20 protein-coding genes are annotated in these 19,996 nt (G+C 43.7%); 13 read left to right on the forward strand and 7 right to left on the reverse strand.

What is annotated here, in order from left to right; genetic code table 11:
* Positions 1–106: 106 nt before the first annotated feature.
* Both GFB48_RS10620 and GFB48_RS10625 read left to right on the forward strand, forming a co-directional pair.
* Complete coding sequence (locus GFB48_RS10620) at positions 107–493, forward strand: hypothetical protein (protein WP_163935127.1); 387 nt, start codon at positions 107–109, stop codon at positions 491–493.
* 117 nt (positions 494–610) lie between these two features.
* Entirely contained in the window at positions 611–1,357 is a 747-nt protein-coding gene (locus GFB48_RS10625; RefSeq protein ID WP_163935130.1) for a DUF3108 domain-containing protein, read from the forward strand.
* Here the strand turns inward: GFB48_RS10625 and GFB48_RS10630 are convergent.
* Positions 1,301–2,098 carry a class II glutamine amidotransferase gene (locus GFB48_RS10630; RefSeq protein WP_163935133.1) on the reverse strand — a complete coding sequence of 266 codons (798 nt, stop codon included), beginning with the start codon at positions 2,096–2,098 and terminating at the stop codon, positions 1,301–1,303. The two genes, GFB48_RS10625 and GFB48_RS10630, sit on opposite strands and share 57 nt — an antisense overlap.
* Positions 2,099–2,318: 220 nt before the next feature.
* Between GFB48_RS10630 and fadE the strand changes: the two genes are divergently transcribed.
* Positions 2,319–4,769: an acyl-CoA dehydrogenase FadE gene (fadE, locus tag GFB48_RS10635; RefSeq protein ID WP_163935136.1), complete on the forward strand. Its 2,451-nt coding sequence runs from the start codon at positions 2,319–2,321 to the stop codon at positions 4,767–4,769.
* A gap of 60 nt (positions 4,770–4,829) precedes the next feature.
* Here fadE and GFB48_RS10640 read toward each other — a convergent pair whose 3' ends face one another.
* Complete coding sequence (locus GFB48_RS10640) at positions 4,830–5,177, reverse strand: PQQ-dependent sugar dehydrogenase (protein ID WP_163935139.1); 348 nt, start codon at positions 5,175–5,177, stop codon at positions 4,830–4,832.
* Positions 5,178–5,240: 63 nt separating this feature from the next.
* On the opposite strand from GFB48_RS10640, the gene GFB48_RS10645 reads away from it, so the two are divergent.
* The 3 genes from GFB48_RS10645 to GFB48_RS10655 all read left to right on the forward strand — a co-directional run bounded on the left by GFB48_RS10645 (position 5,241) and on the right by GFB48_RS10655 (position 8,357).
* A complete protein-coding gene (locus tag GFB48_RS10645; protein ID WP_163935142.1) occupies positions 5,241–5,708 on the forward strand; it encodes an FKBP-type peptidyl-prolyl cis-trans isomerase in 468 nt (155 codons plus the stop codon).
* 40 nt (positions 5,709–5,748) lie between these two features.
* Positions 5,749–5,943 (forward strand): hypothetical protein, encoded by a 195-nt coding sequence (locus tag GFB48_RS10650; protein WP_163935145.1) that lies wholly within the window; start codon positions 5,749–5,751, stop codon positions 5,941–5,943.
* Positions 5,944–6,137: 194 nt separating this feature from the next.
* Positions 6,138–8,357: an aminotransferase class V-fold PLP-dependent enzyme gene (locus GFB48_RS10655; RefSeq protein ID WP_163935146.1), complete on the forward strand. Its 2,220-nt coding sequence runs from the start codon at positions 6,138–6,140 to the stop codon at positions 8,355–8,357.
* A gap of 57 nt (positions 8,358–8,414) precedes the next feature.
* On the opposite strand, the gene GFB48_RS10660 is transcribed toward GFB48_RS10655, so the two are convergent.
* From GFB48_RS10660 to GFB48_RS10680, 5 genes are read right to left on the reverse strand one after another with little or no spacing between them, the layout of a single operon-like run.
* Entirely contained in the window at positions 8,415–9,182 is a 768-nt protein-coding gene (locus GFB48_RS10660) for an NAD-dependent epimerase/dehydratase family protein (protein WP_163935149.1), read from the reverse strand.
* A complete protein-coding gene (locus GFB48_RS10665; protein WP_163935152.1) occupies positions 9,172–9,654 on the reverse strand; it encodes a DUF2919 family protein in 483 nt (160 codons plus the stop codon). The genes GFB48_RS10660 and GFB48_RS10665 overlap by 11 nt, the downstream gene beginning before the upstream one ends.
* The gene (gene rlmA / locus GFB48_RS10670; RefSeq protein ID WP_163935154.1) at positions 9,654–10,466 is read right to left on the reverse strand and encodes a 23S rRNA (guanine(745)-N(1))-methyltransferase; all 813 of its coding nucleotides are present in this window, start codon (positions 10,464–10,466) and stop codon (positions 9,654–9,656) included. Before rlmA ends, GFB48_RS10665 begins: the two co-directional genes overlap by 1 nt.
* 12 nt (positions 10,467–10,478) lie before the next feature.
* Entirely contained in the window at positions 10,479–11,006 is a 528-nt protein-coding gene (locus GFB48_RS10675; protein WP_163935157.1) for a DUF4937 domain-containing protein, read from the reverse strand.
* A complete protein-coding gene (locus GFB48_RS10680; RefSeq protein WP_163935160.1) occupies positions 10,987–11,799 on the reverse strand; it encodes a PhzF family phenazine biosynthesis protein in 813 nt (270 codons plus the stop codon). Before GFB48_RS10680 ends, GFB48_RS10675 begins: the two co-directional genes overlap by 20 nt.
* A 386-nt stretch (positions 11,800–12,185) precedes the next feature.
* Here GFB48_RS10680 and GFB48_RS10685 point away from each other — a divergent pair, with 386 nt between their 5' ends.
* From GFB48_RS10685 to GFB48_RS10715, 7 genes are all read left to right on the forward strand, one after another.
* On the forward strand, positions 12,186–13,229 hold the full coding sequence (locus tag GFB48_RS10685) for a GMP reductase (RefSeq protein ID WP_163935163.1): 1,044 nt from the start codon (positions 12,186–12,188) through the stop codon (positions 13,227–13,229).
* A gap of 106 nt (positions 13,230–13,335) precedes the next feature.
* The gene (locus GFB48_RS10690; protein ID WP_163935167.1) at positions 13,336–14,838 is read left to right on the forward strand and encodes a phosphatidylserine/phosphatidylglycerophosphate/cardiolipin synthase family protein; all 1,503 of its coding nucleotides are present in this window, start codon (positions 13,336–13,338) and stop codon (positions 14,836–14,838) included.
* Positions 14,839–14,852: 14 nt separating this feature from the next.
* A complete protein-coding gene (locus GFB48_RS10695; protein ID WP_163935170.1) occupies positions 14,853–15,713 on the forward strand; it encodes an EamA family transporter in 861 nt (286 codons plus the stop codon).
* 49 nt (positions 15,714–15,762) lie between these two features.
* Complete coding sequence (locus tag GFB48_RS10700) at positions 15,763–17,163, forward strand: DASS family sodium-coupled anion symporter (RefSeq protein ID WP_163935173.1); 1,401 nt, start codon at positions 15,763–15,765, stop codon at positions 17,161–17,163.
* Positions 17,163–18,014 (forward strand): DMT family transporter, encoded by an 852-nt coding sequence (locus tag GFB48_RS10705; RefSeq protein WP_163935177.1) that lies wholly within the window; start codon positions 17,163–17,165, stop codon positions 18,012–18,014. Before GFB48_RS10700 ends, GFB48_RS10705 begins: the two co-directional genes overlap by 1 nt.
* Positions 18,007–18,636 carry an HAD family hydrolase gene (locus tag GFB48_RS10710; protein ID WP_163935180.1) on the forward strand — a complete coding sequence of 210 codons (630 nt, stop codon included), beginning with the start codon at positions 18,007–18,009 and terminating at the stop codon, positions 18,634–18,636. The genes GFB48_RS10705 and GFB48_RS10710 overlap by 8 nt, the downstream gene beginning before the upstream one ends.
* The gene (locus GFB48_RS10715) at positions 18,624–19,739 is read left to right on the forward strand and encodes a YcbX family protein (protein WP_163935184.1); all 1,116 of its coding nucleotides are present in this window, start codon (positions 18,624–18,626) and stop codon (positions 19,737–19,739) included. The genes GFB48_RS10710 and GFB48_RS10715 overlap by 13 nt, the downstream gene beginning before the upstream one ends.
* Positions 19,740–19,996 lie beyond the last annotated feature (257 nt).

Here is a 19,996-nt window from a genome sequence, read left to right on the forward strand (position 1 = left end):
TAAACTTGGTTTATGCGCCAGTTCAAACTAAATAAGAAAAAACTTTACTGCAACCCAGCACTTACCTATGCTGTTGTAAAAATTTGTTCAAACAAGGGCAGTATCTATGTCAATTATTAATGTCGAATCACCTTATACTCCAGAAGTGAAATCACACCATAAGCCTCGCCACCTAAAAAAATTAGCCATTGGCGAGTTTCGTGAAGATTGCCTAGAAATCCGTTTTGAAGGAGACATAGAACAATTTGAAGCGTTTGATAATGATTTGGTGGAACTACAACAGCAACAAGGTTACGGCTTATTTATTGCCTACTTTGGTAACCGCTATCACTTAGCGCTCAATTATTATCAACAGCAACACCAGCCACAGGACGTACTTAGCAATACTAAAGCGGTGATCAACAAATACTTTCCAAATGCCGAGTTGAGCTGTTATTGCGGTGATGCGCACTATGGTGATTGGAACAGTGCTTATAGTGAATTAACTGAATAATATAAACTTTTTTAAAAAACTAAGGTCACATTGAATGTGGCCTTTTTTTTAATTTGTTCTCGCACATTAATCACATCAGTGCCACAATTAATATGTTTTTTGATTAGAGGGAAAGTTATGAAATTTAGTTGGTATTCGCTCAGCCTATGTATTTTGCCATTTTGTAGTTTTGCCAGTGCTAATGTCCCTATCCCATTTGAAGCACACTACCAAGTTCATTCTGGTGTATTTAAAATAGGTGGTGCACGATACACATTTGAGCACTTAGGTGATGATCGTTACACACTAAAATTTGATTCAGAAGCCAAACTCAGTCCCCTTTACGACAGACGCAATATCACTTCAACTTTTAGCATTGTCGATAATCAATTAGTACCAGAACGTTATATTCAAGATCGTAAAACTTTCGGTTTAGGTGATGACTATAAAGAACAAATGGTGTTTGTTGCTGATATGCAAAAGGTCCATACCCGCTATAAAGGAATAAAGCAATCTTTTGACTATAGCAACATGACTTTCGATCCCCTCGCGGTTCAGATGCAATTTCGATTAGGGCTCATTAATCAGACTCAAGAATCTGAATTTACCTACGAGATTTTAAAGACCCAAGAGCTCGATACTTATACTCTGGCAAAAAGACAAGTGGAGGATATTGAAATTGATGCCGGTAAATTTAAGGCACTAAGAGTTGAAGTGGTTCGAGACAGCAAAAAACGACAAACCTTAATGTGGTTTGCCACTGAGTATGATTATTTACCCTTAAGGATCAGCCATATCGAAAATGGCTTCACCTTAATAGATATGCAATTAACTCACTTTATTTCCCAAGAGTCTGCCATCAACTGGAACGCCGAGTCTAAATAATTGCCAGTCCCCCGCCTGCATCTTATTCCAAGTTTCATCACTGGTTAGAGGGCGGGTTGCAATAACAGATACAACATCATTAGGGGTGGTTTCCTCAGAAAAATCCACAACCATATCGGTATCAATCAGCTTAGCAACGCCAAATGGCGCTTGGCGAGTAATCCAACTTAAATTATTGGTGCAATAACACATTACATAATCACCATCGGATAGGATCATATTAAACACCCCAAGTTGTCGAAGCTCGTCGGCGCACTTAGCAATGTATCTAAACAGTGTTTTAATGTTATTTGGCCGTTTAGGGTATTTTTCTTTAATCCTTTCTAAAAGCCAGCAAAAAGCCAATTCACTGTCGGTATTACCAATAGGAAGGTCTTGACTAACTTTCAATTTTTGCTTGTAACCAGATAACTGACCATTATGGGCAAATGTCCAATTTCTGCCCCACAATTGACGACAAAAGGGATGGGTATTTTCCAGATTTACCGCGCCTCTATTGGCTTGGCGGATATGGCTAATGACCGAGCAACTTTTAATTGGATAGCGCTTGATCAGATTGGCCACCTCTGACTGGCAAGAAGCCTGAGGATCTTTAAAGGTTCTACAGCCCTTACCTTCATAAAAAGTAATCCCCCAACCATCCGTATGAGGGCCTGTGACTCCGCCTCTTTCAACTAAGCCTGTGAAACTAAATACTATATCGGTCGGGACATTGGCGGACATGGCCAACAATTCGCACATAAAAAGCTCAAATAATTTTATTCATATGATTAAACAGCAGTATACCCAAGCCATAGCTCCAAGCCTAGTACCAACAGCTATAGGGTATAATCAAATCGATTTGTTGATTTTATGTTGATCAAGTGTTGAATTCCCAGCGTAACAAGTTTATGCTTGAGAGGTCTGACCAGAGATGTTGGACCAGTTTAATTATCTATTTGTGTTTCGAAGGAGTGTCACCATGGAAGTACTCATTAGTACTCTATGTATAGTCGCAGTAATTGGTCTGCTTGCTTACATCAGAGTTTCTCTCGCCGTTAGCAGTGTTGTTATTATTGCTACCGCAGGAGCATTAGTCGTGGCTGAGCAACTGTCCCCAATGGCAGTAGCTGTAATCACACTTTTACTGGCTTTGATTAATATTAAATCGCTGCGTCGAGCTTTATTAAGCAAGCCAATGTTTAAGGTATTCAAAAAAATTACCCCAGAAATGTCGTCTACAGAAAAAGACGCCATCAACGCTGGTACCACCTGGTGGGATGCCGAATTATTTTCAGGAAAACCTGATTGGCAACAACTGCAAGATGTAAAGATCAACCGCTTAACCGCTGAAGAACAGGCTTTCCTTGATGGCCCAGTGGAAGAAGTGGCTAAGATGATTAATGATTTTGAGATCAGCCACGAACTGGCTGATTTACCCCAAGAAGTATGGCAATACCTAAAAGATAATAAATTCTTTGCCATGATCATTAAGAAAAAGTACGGCGGCTTAGAGTTCTCGGCATACGCCCAATCTCGCGTACTCCAAAAGCTTTCGGGTCTAGGTTCAGTATTATCTTCCACTGTGGGGGTTCCGAACTCTCTGGGGCCTGGTGAGTTACTGCAACACTATGGCACTAAAGAACAACAAGACTACTACCTACCCCGCCTAGCGAACGGCCAAGAAATTCCATGTTTCGCGCTAACCAGCCCAGAAGCAGGTTCTGACGCTGGAGCCATTCCTGACGATGGTGTGGTATGCAAAGGCATGTGGCAAGGACAAGAAATCGTAGGGATCCGTCTAAACTGGAATAAACGCTACATTACCCTAGCCCCAGTGGCCACGGTACTTGGACTTGCATTCAAAATGAAAGACCCAGATGGCCTTCTAGGGGATGTCAAAGACATTGGCATTACTTGTGCACTTGTCCCTACAGACATGGAAGGGATCCAAATTGGGCGTCGTCACTTCCCTCTAAACACCATGTTCCAAAATGGTCCGACCCAAGGTAAAGATGTATTTGTTCCATTGGATTACATTATTGGTGGCGCCAAAATGGCCGGCCAAGGCTGGCGTATGCTGGTCGAGTGTTTATCGGTTGGTCGCGCCATTACCCTGCCATCAACCTCTGCTGGCGGTCTCAAAACCATTTCTTTAGCGACCGGCGCTTATGCTCGTATTCGTCGTCAGTTTAAGTTGCCAATTGGTAAGTTAGAGGGTATTGAAGAGCCACTAGCACGCATTGGTGGTAATGCCTACCTTGCCGATGCGGTAACCAAGATGACCACCACAGCCATTGATTTAGGTGAAAAACCTTCGGTACTGTCTGCTATTTGTAAATATCATCTCACTGACCGGATGCAAAAATCCTTAGTGGATGCGATGGATATCCATGGTGGTAAGGGCGTTTGCTTAGGTCCGAATAACTACCTAGGCCGAGCCTACCAAGGTGCGCCAATTGCGGTAACGGTAGAAGGTGCCAACATCCTAACCCGCTCGATGATCATTTATGGTCAAGGTGCTATTCGCTGTCATCCATTTGTTCTTAAAGAACTGCAAGCGGCCTTTAATGAAGATAGCGCACAAGGATTGAAAGAGTTCGATGAAGCGGTATTTGGTCATATTGGTTTTACCATCAGTAACTTCTTTAGAAGTGTTGGTTTAGCACTCTCGGGGTCGCGCTTAACCTCGGTACCAAGCAAAGCCAAGAACCAAAAATATTACCGCACCATGACCCGATTCAGTGCTAATCTAGCGCTACTTTCTGACTTATTGATGGGTATCTTAGGTGGCCAACTTAAGCGTAAAGAGCGTCTGTCGGCACGTATGGGCGACGTGTTATCACAACTTTACCTAAGTTCAGCAACGCTCAAGCGCTTTGAATCGGAAGGCATGGTAGAAGCTGATCGCCCCCTTATGGATTGGGCAGTGCAAGACAGCTTGTATAAAGCTCAAGAAGCACTATACGACCTACTTGAAAACTTCCCTATTGGCTTTATGGGTAAAGTGCTAAAAGTGCTGCTGTTCCCATTTGGTAAAACCGTATCTAAGCCTTCAGATAAACTGGATCATAAAGTTGCTAAGATCCTGCAAACCCCATGTGAGACTCGCACTCGCTTAGGCGAAGGTCAACCATGGGCGGTTAATGACAACAATCCGGTAGCCATCCAAGAGCAAACGTTAGTACAAATGCTTAAGGTTGAACCTATCTACGACAAAGTCTGTCAAGGCTTAGGTGAAAAGCTGCCGTTTATGTTCTTAGATCATATAGCCAAGCTAGGCCTTGAAAAGGGCGTGATCACTCAAGAAGAGGCACAAGAATTAGTCAAGGCAGAGAAAGGTCGACTACTTAGCATCAACGTTGATGACTTTGATCCGCAAGTGCTAAGCAACATTAAAACGGCGAACGTTGAAAATCATCAAGCCGCATAATTTGCCCTAAAAAGACAAGGCCAAGCGATAACTGCTTGGCCTTTTTCGTTTCTAAAAGCGCTAACTACGCTTAGGCTGGGTATAGGTGCGATTTACCGCAGCATAGGTTTCCCGATGCTTCACTTCAAAAAATGAAAAGAATAACCAAGCAATAAATACTAAGACTTCATCGTCTTTGTTCATCACAAACTCTTGGAATTGCTCTTGCTCACCTTCATCATTGATTTCAGTATAAACAAAAAACACTTTTTGATTATTATCAGGATCAAGCAATAAGTTACCCTGTAATTCAGCCGCCACTTCTGCTAACTCTGGCTCCTCTGAGTTAGCTAAATAATTAAGCACAGCAGCAACCGATGATTGCTCAACTAAGGTAGCGACCAGTTTTGAATATTCAATATCTTGCATGGGGTATTTGCGCCTTGTAAATTTTGTTAGCATTGTAGTCTAATTCGCCCCCAAGGAAAAACAATGAAAGTCTTATTAACGGCAATGGCCATCGCTTTAATCGCCTTTTACTTTTACAGCAAGCATAAAAATGACAAAGTAGCCGCAGAAAACCAAGTTGCTGCCCAAGCCTTCTTACAGCAAAACGCCAAAGATCCCAACGTTATTACCACCAGCAGTGGACTGCAATATAAGGTGTTAGTCGATGCCGAAGGCCCAAAACCAAGCGCCAGCAGTAACGTTGAAGTGCATTACCATGGCACCCTAATTGATGGCCAAGTTTTTGACTCGAGTGTGGAGCGTGGCCAAACCATCAGCTTTGGCCTCAACCAAGTGATCCCAGGCTGGACCGAAGGCCTGCAATTAATGAGTGTTGGCAGTAAATACCAATTTTTCATCCCAGCCCACCTAGCCTACGGCAATCGCAACGCCGGCATCATTAAACCCGGCAGCCTGCTGATCTTTGAAGTTGAATTATTTTCGATTAAATAAAACACTTGCCAATACTAAAGTGCTGTAATGGCACTTTAGTATGACGGTTATTGCTGGGACGAATATCTACACCAGCACTTGGGCAATGAGTTACCAAAAGCCGCCCCATATTAATGTCGCAGTGAGTATCACAATCCACTTCAACGCTACGGTGCTGTCATCAACAACCCAAAAAATGAACAACCAATGCAGCACTAGCCCCATTTACTTGTTAGATATTCTGACAGTAATGTAACCATTATTAGCCACTTCAGATGGGTATTTATCAACGTTTACCGCAGGCATTAGCAGCAGCATAAGCCAACCATACAATAACAATGGTCTGTCAATGGTAAATCTTGTGTAAATGTGAATGCGGTGTATATTAAATATTACAAAAAGGCATTCTATATAACTAAAAGAAATAAAAGAAGCGCATTGAGGTGATTTATGTTACAAGAGCACAATCCGATTTATCTTGATTGTAATGCCACTACCGCGGTGTTACCACAGGTGGCAGCGGCGGTTAATCAAGCGATGACCCAAAATTATGGTAATCCTAGTTCGAGCCACATTACTGGCATCCAAGCCAAGGATTTAATGACCAGAGTGCGTCAAAAAGCCAAGCAGGCCATTGCAGCTGAACAAGGCAATATCATTTTTACCAGTGGTGCAACCGAAGGCATACAAACTGCAATTTTTTCTGCGCTCGTTCATGCCAAACAGCAGCTGGTTGCAGGCCAAGAATATTGTCTATTGTACGGAGCGACAGAGCATAAAGCCGTACCTAATTCCCTTGCGCACTGGAATCAGATCCTTGATATTAATGCCAAAATTATAGAGATCCCGGTTAATAATAAAGGACTCTTAGACCTAGATTTTATTGCCAGCCATGCCCCCAAAGCTTTATTGGTTTGCACCATGGCAGTTAACAACGAAACGGGGGTATACCAAAATCTAAAGGCGATCTATGACAGTTTAGGTGGCAGCAACAAATCCGCATTGTGGATGGTTGATTGTGTTCAAGGCTTAGGCAAGATCCAACTGGATATGACGACAATGGGCATCGATTATGCACCATTTAGTGGTCACAAGCTGTATGCCCCCAAGGGCATAGGCTTTGTCTATGTGGCACAACACGCACCTTTTACTGCCTTTATTGCCGGTGGTGGTCAAGAATCTGGACTGCGTTCTGGCACCGAAAATATGCCGGGGTTAGCAGCCCTTGAAGTCGTATTTGATGCCCTACTTGGACATAACAATTTATTCGTTAAAGAGCAGCAACTGTACGATTTTAGGCAACAACTTGTTGAGACTCTGCAATCCGTATTTCCTACCATGGTGATTAATCACGATTTAGCTTACTCAGTGGCGACTACGATTAACTTTTCTGTCAAAGGTTTTACTTCAAAAGAAATTATGGATCTGTTCGATGCCGCCAACATTCGTGTTAGCTCTGGTTCAGCCTGCTCATCGAAAGTAACCAGAAGTTTTGTGCTTGACGCCATGGGACTAGAGAGTTGGCAGAGTGAGTCCGCCATTAGGTTGTCTTTTGGCCCTGGTAATAACCAACAAGATATTGATCTTGCATGTAAAAGGATCAAGCAAGCCGCTCGTGCCCTACAAAGCAGTTGTCGCCTGCTGAGTGAAAACAGCATCAATCAAGCTGTCGCTGCTGATGGCTTATATTTATTAAATCATGAGAATGCTTGTTGTTGGATATATGTGGATAAAGCGTCGAAACAAATGGTGGTTATCGATCCACTTAAACCGCTTAGCCAACGCATTGAAAACTTTGCTCGCTGCCAGCAGTTACAGGTTATCGCTATCCTAGATACCCATGGCCATGGCGATCATCAAAGTGCCAGAGATGAACTCACTCATTTGCTCAGTTCAAAGCAACAATGTGATCATTTAGGCTGGCCTCAATCCCCACAGAGTGCAGATACCGATATGATCATGATTGGTGAAAAGCCACTCCAGCGCATTGCCACCCCAGGGCATACCCATGATAGCCATTGCTACCTATTACAATGTGGCCCCCATCAGAGCTTTGCGTTTGTCGGTGATACCATTTTAATGGGCGGATTAGGTCGAACCAATTTTGACTGTTCAAGTAGCAACATGATGTATCAAAGTCTACAAAAACTGTTGCCGCTATTAAGCCAAGATACAGTGCTGTGCTGCAGCCACGATTACAATAATGAATTTTGTAGCAGCTTACCCATCGAACTGGCTCGCAATTCACTATTAAGACAAGTGAGCAATCAACAGATAGATGTCACCCAATTTATTGAAACTAAAAAACAGCTTGATAATCAGCTTGAAGATCAAGTCGGGCAAACCATCGTCTGTGGTACCATTGCCGGTTGTGATAATGCTCAAGTGAAACATGTTGGCGCTGAACAACTTGATCAGCTTAGCTCTGACACTATTATTCTAGATATCCGTGAACCCCATGAATACCACCTGGGTCAGCCAATCAAAAACAGTATTAACATGCCTTTAAGTCAGCTGGTAAATTACATTGCCAGCCATAATGAAGACCGTCACCGCCCCCATATCCTGATCTGCCGCAGTGGTACTCGCTCAGCTGTCGCAGCTTCAGCATTGGTCAAGTTTGGTTTTGACAATGTGGCACACTTTAATGGTGGTTACGCTTTAAATTAACATCAGCAGTCATTATTTTCCCAGTGATTGCTTAGCCTACACTGGGAAATATTAATGTTAAAAAGCCACCGATTGCTCAAACTCTAGGCCGTACTCTTGAGTGAATTTGTCAGCACAAATCTTTGCTTGTCCTTTACCAGCGGTAACTTCAATTTGTATGCTCGGTCCTATTAATTGAGAATAGAACTCATGCTTTAGTGGTTGGTATGGGCTGCAAAGATTGTAAATATGCTTGCCAGATACAGAGTGCTGAATCACTTTGCAAATGGCGTTAACCACATCATGTTGGTGGATTAAGTTCACCACCGCGTCTTTTGGGCAAGATAAGGTTCTTGTTTTAAAGAAATTGCTCGGTTTACGTTCGCCACCGACTAAGCCTGCACAGCGTAAAATAGTGGTATTACCATGGCTTAAACAAAGCTGCTCGGCGTTAATGATCCGCTGCGCCCTTAACTGAGTATCCAACTCTGAGGTCTCGTCAATAACATCAAGGTGTTTGGCATAAACTGAAGTTGAGCTAATAAAAATCAGCTTTTGTTGTGGCTTAAGGGCTTGGATTACTGGCGCGAGTTTTTGCTGGTAGCCATCAAGACTCATCTCACCTCTGTCCCTTGGAGGAATGGTAACAACGATAACATCGGCATCAAGCACTTGTGCAAGATACTCGAGGTTTGCCCCCTCACCTAAATTCAGTGGGTAGCCAGTGAGCTGTTGATTTTCAGGTTTCTCAGTGTGATAACTCACCTGTACTTGATAATTCTGGGCAACCAGTTGCGCCGCTAATGGCTTGCCTAACCAACCATAGCCTAAAATACTAACTTTCACTGTCTTTGTGCCAATCCTTAATATAAGCATTCAAATGCTTGGTTTTAACTAGGTACCAAAATCCCCAAAATACCCCAATTAAGCTTAAGCCTAACCAAGGGCTAAACTGACCATGCTTAGCAATAAATAACTGAATAAATTGGTAGCTTTCTAGACTAAGGCCAGCAATTAAAATCCACTTTAAGTAACTGAACAAGCCAATGGCAAATGTCCATTTGCGTTTACGCTCCAAGAGCACTAATAAATAAGCCAGTAGGCCTAAACTACCGGTGATCAAGCTATTGAAAAATAGATCTTTATTGGGATAAAGAATCGACAAAATAAGACTTCTATCATTACTGAGAGTTAACGATGCTAACCAAGCCAAATAGCCCTTAGCCAAAAAGGCAATCATCAAGTACAGCCAAATTGGCGGTTTAACATGAGCTTTATCGTCTAACCAAGCCACATTTTCAATTGAGTTTTTTGCCATCAGTCAGTTCTTTGCCATACATCGATATCAAAATCTAAGGTGAGGGTTAACGGCTTAGATTGCAAGGCCTGCATGTCATCATCGCTTAAACGCCATGCAAATGGGGTCATATGTAACAGCGCGTGAATGTCTTGACTGCTGTTCAGGGTAATGGTTTCAGTCACTCGATGACGCTGATAACGCTCAAACCCTGGCGCGACATCTTCAATTAATTCATGCTCTTTTGGGTAGGGGTAAATCACTTGTTTAATTTCAAACAAATGTCTTGGTCCAGGAGAAACCGCCACTAAATAGCCTTGGGATTTAATAATTCGCGCCAGCTCTTCATCTTTTGATGGAGCGTAAATGCGAGTAACCAAATCAAAACACGAATTTGCAAATGGGGTTTCATAAGCACTGGCCACACAAAACTGTATGTCCTTATAGCGCTTTGCCCCGTAACGAACCGCCACTTTGGAAATATCTAAACCGTAAAATTGGCTATCCCCCAATTGTAATGCTTCGGCGAGCCTATGGCTGTAGTAACCTTCACCGCAACCTAAATCCAACACAGTGGCGTTAGTATCAATCAGTGATTGGCTAACTTGATTGACCTTGTCCGACAGGCATTGGTAAAAACCTTGATTCAGAAAATGACGTCTCGCCTGCATCATTTCTTTATTGTCGCCAGGATCTTTGGAGCGTTTTTTTTGCACCGGCAACAGATTCACATAACCTTCTTTGGCCATATCAAACTGATGGTTGTTGTCACAACGGAATTGATTGTGCAGCTGTGATAATGGCAGCTGACATAAGGGACATTGATAACTCATAATTCTTTTGGCTTAATTACAATGGCTAATGGACCAAGCGGGAATAATACTTAGCGTTTGGGCGTTCCCCATTAGCTTAGCTGCTTTTTCATCGATACTCGCGAGTATTCCTAGGGCGCCCCGCTCTCTGGCAAGAAAATACAATAAGCCCATTTCATCCAATTGTTGTTGAGAGCCCACTTCAGTAGAGCTTAAAGGTTTAAAACTAAAGGTATGCAGTTGCTGCTGTTTCAGTTGCTCCAATAACCTTAAGCGGGCACTATCGCCCATGGCGCCGTATAAAGTCACTTTGATACTCTCTATCAACTCCTGCTGGCCACTGCTGTCATAAATAGCGTCATGTTCGCCATTGATGAACCCTTGATAACAACTGTGGTTATGCCAAAGGCCAATAATTAGGTAACGGTCATGGTCCAACTTGCCACCAAACTGGCCTAAAAACCCTTCAACCTGTTTAAGCGCTTGCCAGTGACTTTGAGTGGCGCTAAAGGCATCAAAGTGTTCAGGCTTAATATGTAATTCAATGGCTTTTAATAACATCTGGGCTCTCTATGGTGGCACTCATATAAGTATTACAATAACCCGTCAGCTCAATACGCTGCGGGAGCAGTTGCAGCTGCACTTTACCACCCCGCTTCGACGCTTGGAATGCTGTAAGTGTTTGTTTGTCTAATTTTTCTGCCCATAAAGGCCCAATACCCGTATATAAAGAGCCCGTTACCGGATCTTCATCGCCACCATTGGCTGGCCAAAAATAGCGAGCATAAAAGTCAAATTCTACATCACTATGGCTTTTCGCCGTTACCGCCACATCTCGCGGTGCTACGGCCTTTATTGCCTCTAAATCCATTTGGGTAGCAACTACGGCTTGCTCATTTTCAAGCTCAAGCACATAACATTGCTGATTGACATAGCAAGCTTTAATTGGCTGATTAATACTGTGAGTCAGTACTTCTGGGGTAGCCACTGACTGTAATGGCCTCAAAGGTAAGCTCATAGTGATATAACCATCGCCTTTATTGGCTAGCTGCATATCACCGACAGCCGCAGCGGTGATGGTGACGGTTTTTAATAATGGCTGCTGTCTAAATATCCAAAAGGCACTCGCCATGGTGGCATGCCCACAAAAATCGATTTCACTTAAAGGTGAAAACCACCGTACATGATAGTGATCTGGAGCGCTGGCAACTAAGAATGCCGTTTCAGATACCAAATGGATCGCAGCCATTTGCTGCATTAAATCATCGTCCAACCATTGCTTAAGGATCACCACAGCTGCACTATTGCCGCTAAAGGGTCCCTGTTTAAAAACATCAACAAATCCAACCTGCATCAAAAACCTCAAAACACCAAATTAAAACCTTAACTTAAAATATACATCAAAAACCGCAAAATAACACAAGTACTCACCAATAAAACCCCAAATAATAACATTTAAAAATAAATGCGAACAAAATAACAACAACTAACGACCATCTCAAACAAAATCTTTTATACTTTAAAATCAACAAATTATATTTAAAAAACACAGAGTAACGACATCAACTCACTTTACTCTACGACTTTTTGTGTGATTTAAGTCACTTTAACTTGAAATGCATAACTTAGCTCCTATAATGCTCAAAACCGGAGAGTATGAAAATGCCTCTGGTTTTTTTGTGCCCTAAGCAAAATAACGGTGAACTCACCACTGCAATTAACGAATACTAAGGAAATACCATGCGTATTGAACAAGACTTGAAATTAGGCTTTAAAGATGTGTTATTCCGTCCAAAGCGTTCGACCTTAAAAAGTCGCTCTCAAGTATCTTTAGAACGTACTTTTAAGTTCAAACACAGCCAACGTGAATGGACTGGTGTTCCAATTGTTGCTGCAAACATGGATTCGGTGGGCAGCTTTGAGATGGCAAAATCTCTCGCGACAGAAAAAGCACTCACCGCTGTGCACAAGCACTACACCCTAGAGCAGTGGCAAGAGTTTGTTAACGCTAACGATGCATCAGTACTTAACCACGTAATGGTTTCTACTGGTACTTCTGAGCGTGAATTTCAAAAAACTATCGACATTATGGCAATGTCAGAAGAGCTAATGTTCATCTGCATCGACATTGCTAACGGTTACTCGGAAGTACTGGTTGAGTTTGTTAAACAAGCACGCGCTCAATTCCCTGATAAAATCATTTCTGCGGGTAACGTAGTCACTGGCGACATGGTTGAAGAGTTAATCCTAGCGGGTGCAGACATTGTTAAAGTCGGTATTGGCCCAGGTTCAGTATGTACTACCCGTGTTAAAACGGGAGTGGGTTACCCACAATTGTCGGCAATTATCGAATGTGCTGATGCCGCCCACGGTCTTGGCGGCGTAATCATTGGTGACGGCGGCTGTACTTGTGCAGGTGACGTAGCCAAAGGCTTCGGCGGTGGCGCTGACTTTATGATGCTTGGCGGCATGCTAGCAGGCCACACGCAATCAGGTGGCGAAGTGCACGAAATTGATGGCAAGAAAGTCGTTAAGTTCTACGGCATGTCCTCTGAAAGCGCCATGGACAAACACAACGGTGGCGTGGCTAAATACCGTGCTTCTGAAGGTAAGACCGTATTCCTGCCTTACCGTGGTGACGTAGCTGATACCATGAACGACATTCTCGGTGGTGTTCGCTCTACTTGTACTTATGTGGGTGCCGCTCGTCTTAAAGAGCTAACTAAGCGTACGACTTTTATCCGCGTACAAGAGCAAGAAAACAACGTCTTCGGTAAAGAATAAACCCGAGCCATTTATTGCTGATTAAACCCGCACTTGATGCGGGTTTTTTATTGCCTAACATTCATGCTAGTATCAATGAAAAGGACTTTAATAAGTACATAAATACATGAAATTAATAAAATTTATATTATTACTCGGTTGCTTTTTAAGCCTAGAGAATGCCTTTGCCAAGCAGGCATTACCTATCCAATATGCCAATCACCAATGCGAACTTAATAACGCCCAACCCGCACTCACTGAGCTAATGGATGTGCCTCAAAATAGCACTGCCCATTTATTATTAGAAGATCCCCAGCAGGCCATGTTATACCGTGCTTGGTTGACTGATACCGCCCGCAAAACCCTAGATGTGCAGTACTTCATTTTTACCCTCGATAACATCGGCACCATTGCCCTGGAGCACTTGGTGCGTGCTGCCGATAATGGCGTCAAAGTAAGACTGCTGATTGACGACATTATGCTTAATGTAAAGTCAGACTCTTTAAAGACACTGCAATCTCACCCGAATATCAGCATTAAAGTGTTCAACCCCATGTTAAAAACAGGCAAGAACATCGTGCAGCAGCTACTTGGGGCGACTTTAGCCTTTACCAAATTTAACAAGCGGATGCATAACAAAACCTTCATTCAAGACGGTCAAGTGGCCATTACCGGTGGCCGCAATATCGCCGATGAATACTTTGGTTATGATAAAGACTTTAATTTTATTGATAGGGATATTTTAGTTATCGGTGAAACCGCCAATGATATCAGCCAATCGTTCGAACATTATTGGCAAGCCAGAGAGTCCATTGCAGTTGATAAATTAATTGGCGCTAAAAACTATAACCCAGAAGACTTTGAGTCCTTATACCATTACAGTTGCGATCCGGCTAATTTTGCCCCCAGTGTGCGCAATAGATTGGCAAATATGCCAAAGCAATTTGAGCAAGATAAAGCGAACTTGATTTACGCCAGCAGCCAATTTTATTACGATCCTCCGAGCAAGAACGATACTTCCATAACCCTTTCTGGTGGTAGCCATACACTGGACATCTTAAGCCAACATTTTGCCAAAGCTGAAAAAGAAGTGATCATTCACACCCCTTACCTGATCACCACCAAAGAAATCCGCAAACTCATCAAAACCACTGTCGCCCGCGGAGTGGAAGTAAAAATCCTAACTAACTCTATGTTAGCCAATGATAATCATGAGGCCTTTAGTGGCTATCAAAGAAACCGCAAGTCATTATTAGAAACTGGCGCACAAATTTTTGAGTTTAAGCCAGACCCACAAATAAAAAACCAAATCCTACTTGATGAACGTTGGATGCAATTAGACAAGCCGCCGGTATTTGGTCTGCACTCAAAAACCATGGTGATTGATAGAAAACACAGCTTCATTGGCACTTATAATTTTGATCCCCGTTCGGCGCATTTAAATACTGAGTGCTTTGTTCACCTAGATTCGGTAGAATTCGCTCAACAATTAATGCCCCATATGCTGGCGCCGTTAGCGCCTGAAAATGCTTGGCAAGTAACCAACGATTTTAACCCTGATCAATACGCCGATTTTAAAACTCGTGTAAAAGTGTTATTACGTCGCTGGGTACCCAAATCAATACTCTAAATAGATGACAAACTATGCATTACCTTTTCTTTACCACCGCCCTGTGGGCCTTTTCATTTAGCCTCATTGGACAATATTTAGCAGGGCAAGTAGATGCTTGGTTTGCGGTTTGGTTAAGGGTAGTGTTAGCGGCGGCGGTATTTTTACCTTTTATTAAGCCCGTAACTAAAACTCTAGGGGTAAAACTCGCTAGCATAGGTGCCATCCAGCTCGGGCTTATGTACTGTTTTTACTATCAGTCATTCTTATTTTTAAGTGTGCCTGAAGTCTTATTATTTACCGTGATGACCCCCGTTTATATCACAGTGCTTAATGACATTTTAGACCAACAGTTTAAGCCAAGATACCTAGTGGCGGCACTGTTAGCGGTAGCCGGGGCGATTGCCATTCGTTATAACAACATTAGTGACGATTACTTAACCGGGCTATTGATGGTGCAAGGGGCAAACCTATGTTTTGCCATAGGCCAATTGAGTTATAAACGCCTGATCAACCAAGCCCCAACCCCTATCTCACAATTAAATGCATTTCCTTGGTTTTATTTAGGCGCCATAGTACCAACCACGCTTGGCCTTATGGCTTTTGGTGATCTCGATAAATTGCCTAGCACCGACTTGCAATGGGGAGTATTAATTTACTTAGGAACCATCGCTTCTGGTTTAGGTTACTACCTATGGAACAAAGGTGCCACGTTAGTAAATACTGGCACTCTAGCAACCGCCAATAACTTACTTATTCCTGCGGGATTAATTGTTAACTTAGTTATCTGGGATAAAAGTAGTGATCTGGTCAAACTTAGCCTAGGTGGCTTATTGATTGTCGCCGCGATGTGGATTGCACAAGGGGCGAGAGAGACTAGGAAAACGAAAGCTTAAATGTTACTTTTACTATTGGCTATTAAGCATAACAATTAAAAGAAGAATCATGTCACGGACGAACTTATACCTTGTATTAGGGCCTATTCTGGCCCTAATTAGCTACTTTACCACTCAATCTTTAGGGTTAACCCAAGCCCAAGCCGCCGCACTGGCAGTTACCGTATTAACCGTTTGTTGGTGGGTGACCGAAGCTCTGCCAATTCCAGCTACTTCATTGGTGCCCTTTGCGTTGTTACCCCTTAGCGGTGTATTAACTCACCAACAGGTTTCCAGCAGCTTTGGTAGCCATGTGATTTTGCTGCTAATGGGTGCTTTTATGTTATCGAGTGCCCTTGAGAAAAGCGGCGCCCATAGACGTTTAGCCTTGTATATGATCAAGCTCATCGGTTCGTCGAGCGCCTATCGCTTAGTTTTAGGCTTTATGTTAACGACAGCATTGCTCAGTATGTGGATTTCAAACACTGCCACCACCTTAATTATGCTACCGGTAGCCATGGCCATCTTGTCCCATGTGGACAATAAAAAGCTAACTATCGCATTGATTTTAGGCATAGCCTATGCCGCCAGCGTAGGTGGCATAGGCTATGCCGCCAGCGTAGGTGGCATAGGCACCCCGATTGGCACCCCGCCGAATGTTATTTTTATGGCCATTTATCAAGAACAAACCGGAACAGAGTTTAGCTTTGCCCAATGGATGCAACTTGGGGTGCCGGTAGTAATTTGTGCGATTCCGCTAATGACTTGGTGGCTAGTGCGCGGGGTAAAATTAGAGCAAGCGATCAAACTCACAGAAGTAGGCCCTTGGCGCGTAGAAGAACGCCGTACGTTAATTTTATTCGCGCTAACTGCCGTCGCGTGGATCACTAAAAGCGCGCCATTTGGTGGCTGGAGTGGTCTACTAGGATTAAGTGGTATTGGCGATGGTACCGTGGCCATGCTGTTTGTGGTGTTAATGTTTATTACCCCTAACGGCAAAGGCGACAGAGTACTCGATTGGGATACTGCCAAAGGCATTCCTTGGGGGATGTTATTGCTGTTTGCTGGTGGTATCGCCCTAGCTAAAGGCTTTAGCGCTTCAGGCCTAAGTGAGTTACTGGGATTGTGGTTACAAGGGCTCGCCAATTTGGATGTATTATTGATGATGCTGACCATTTGTTTGGTTGTCACCTATTTAACCGAGGTAACCAGTAATACTGCCACTGCAACCTTATTAATGCCGATCCTTGCCGCCGCAGCCATGGCCTCTGGCTTTGATCCATCCGTATTTATGATCCCAGCAGCCATGTGTGCCAGTTGCGCCTTTATGTTGCCAGTGGCCACTGCGCCTAATGCGATTGTGTATGGCACCGGTGAAATCAATATTAAAGACATGGTGGCCAAAGGCGCAGTGCTTAGCCTATTTGCCTCGGTGATCATCGCCCTTGTGTGTTATGCGGTGTTGATTTAGTGAAAAACCTACCTGCCAGTGGTTATGCCGTTGCTACGGTATTCATGTGGAGCTCGCTTGCGGCACTCACGGTACAAATTAATAGTCTGCCACCGCTATTAATGCTTGCGGTGTCGCTGACCTGTGCCAGTGGATTAAGTGTGCACCACTTCCGCCAATGGCGCGCGCCACTAAAAGACTGGGCCATAGGCCTGTTAGGGATTTTTGGTTATCACTGGCTGCTATTTAGCGCGCTAACCCAAGCTCCCGCGGTAAATGCCAATTTAGTGCAATATTCTTGGCCGCTACTCATTGTTATTGGTAGCACCTTAATGCAAGCCAACAGCCACTTTACCAAAACCACATTGATGGCCATTATTCTTGGGATTGGCGGGCTTATGCTGGCGCTTGCCAATAATTTAGCAGCCTTTCAAACCCAGCACATCAAAGGCTATCTGTTTGCCATTGCTGCGGCATTTGCTTGGGCCAGTTACTCACTGCTTAATGCCAAGCGTAGCAACCAAAGCACCGGGCTTATTGGCGGCTTTTGCTTTGTTGGCGCCATTATTGCCTGGCTTAGCTTGTATATAGGCACGCCAAGTTTCAGCATTGCCACAGTGACGACCCAGCAATGGTTAGTCATGCTGGCATTAGGTTTTGGCCCCATGGGCTTAGCTTTTTACACCTGGGACATCGCCATGAAAAAAGGCGATGCCAAATTTAATGGCACCCTTTGTTATGCGACACCGGTATTATCAACGCTGTTTATATTAATTGTCGCACAAGAGCCGCTGACGCTGCATTTAGCAATAGCGGTTACTCTGGTCACCATCAGCGGCATTGTAGCCGCCAAAGAGCGTAATAATGGCTAATACTTCTATTGCCTTTTTTGACTTTGACCACACCCTCACCCATAAAGATGGTTTTACTGCCTTTATCAAACAAGTCGTGCCGATGCACCGTAAAGTGCTTGGGGTGTTATTATTATGGCCGCTTATTTTGGCGTATTATGCAGGCCTAATCTCTGGTGGACGATTAAGGCCGCTAATTATTTTCATCGGCCTTAAGGGCATGAGCGCAAAGCAATTGACACAAGCCGGTGAGCATTTTGCCAAACATGGGATCCCGAGTATTTTAAACCCAAAGGCGATGGCTAAATTGCAATGGCACCAACAGCAAGGCCATAAAGTGGTGATGGTCTCGGCATCCTTAAGCGCTTATATGAAGCCTTTTGCTAAAAGCATTAATGTAGAGTTAATATGCTCCCAGCTTAGCAGCCACAATGGCCAACTAACCGGCAAATATCAGCACAGTGACTGCCACTCAAACCAGAAGAAAATCAGAGTTTTGTTAGAGTATCCGTTAGATATCTATCAAGACATCTATGCCTATGGTGACTCAAAAGAAGACTTAGCCATGCTAAGCTTGGCCAGTAAGGCCTATCTAAATTTTAACGCAGTGACTTCATTCAAGGAGCCATTATGGCCACTGTAACCAATATTTATACTTACCCGTTGAAATCGGCCAAACATATTACCAGCATTAGCCACCATGTGGATGAATATGGCTTAGTGGGCGATCGCCGTTTTATTATTTCTGACTTACAGGGCAACATGCTGACCGGGCGCACTCACCCGCAAATAGCGCAAATTGTGTTTAACGCTGATAACCATAATATTTGCCTAAGTCACCCTAGCCTTGCCGATATCAGCATGGGCGTAGCCGAGTTTGGCAAAGACACCAAACCCATTACAGTATGGGCCGACAGTTTTAAAGGGCACCACTGCCACCAAGACATCGACGCTTGGTTAAGCCAATTATTAGGCGAACCTTGTATGTTACTTCGCTATGGTGAAGAATCGCTGCGCAGCGTCAAACGGTACCGCAGCAATAAACTGGCCTTTGCCGACGGTTACCCACTGTTGTTGATCTCTGAAGCCTCGTTAACCGAGCTTAATAAACGCTCCTCTGACAACCATGACATGCTCGAGTTTCGCCCGAACATAGTGGTAGATGGCGAGTCTGACTTTATTGAAGATACTTGGCGCCGCTTTAAAATTGGCGAGGTTGAATTTGAAGTGGTTAAACCCTGCTCGCGCTGCGTGTTTACCACATTAAAACTCGGCAGCAGCGAATACCGCGGCAACAATGAACCAGTAAAAACCCTAAAAACCTTCCGCCAAGGCAAGGACAACGAAGTCTACTTTGGCCAAAATGTGATTGCCCGTAACCAGGGCCAAATTAGAGTCGGCGATAAAGTAGAAGTTCTCAGTTACCAAACCCCAGAAGCCTACCCAGATACCAGTAAGGACACCCCAGCAATGGACAACAAAATGGTTAATGTATTATTTGATAACCTAGATAAATCACTGCAAATCAACACCCATGAGCCAATCCTCGACCAAGCCTTGGCCGCGGGTGTGTTTTTACCCCGTAACTGTCAAGCTGGCCGCTGCGGTCGCTGTAAGATGATCCTAGTATCAGGCGAAGTCAACCAAGGGGAACAAAGCGCCCTCACCCCGTTTGAAATCGACAACGGCGCGGTGCTAACCTGCTGTGCCACCGCCAAAACCGATTTGGTGTTAAACCTAGAATAATCACAGCGGCGCCTTAGGGCGCCGTTATTGATGACCTTTTATTGTATTCATTGCCAGTGTTATAAAAGCAGGCACAACGGTTGAAACAATAATTCCCAACCATAAATAGCAGGGCCTTTGATGCAATTGGCTCAACTCGATATTGGCCTAGTGGTGGTTTACGCCGGGGGGGCTATTGACTGTATAGACCGGAGAGTTGGGTTACAACTTGTTCGGACACATAGGTAACACATTCTATTATGAATGGCATGTATATA

The sequence above is a fragment of the Paraferrimonas sp. SM1919 genome (genome assembly GCF_010993985.1).
Lineage (GTDB): Bacteria > Pseudomonadota > Gammaproteobacteria > Enterobacterales > Shewanellaceae > SM1919.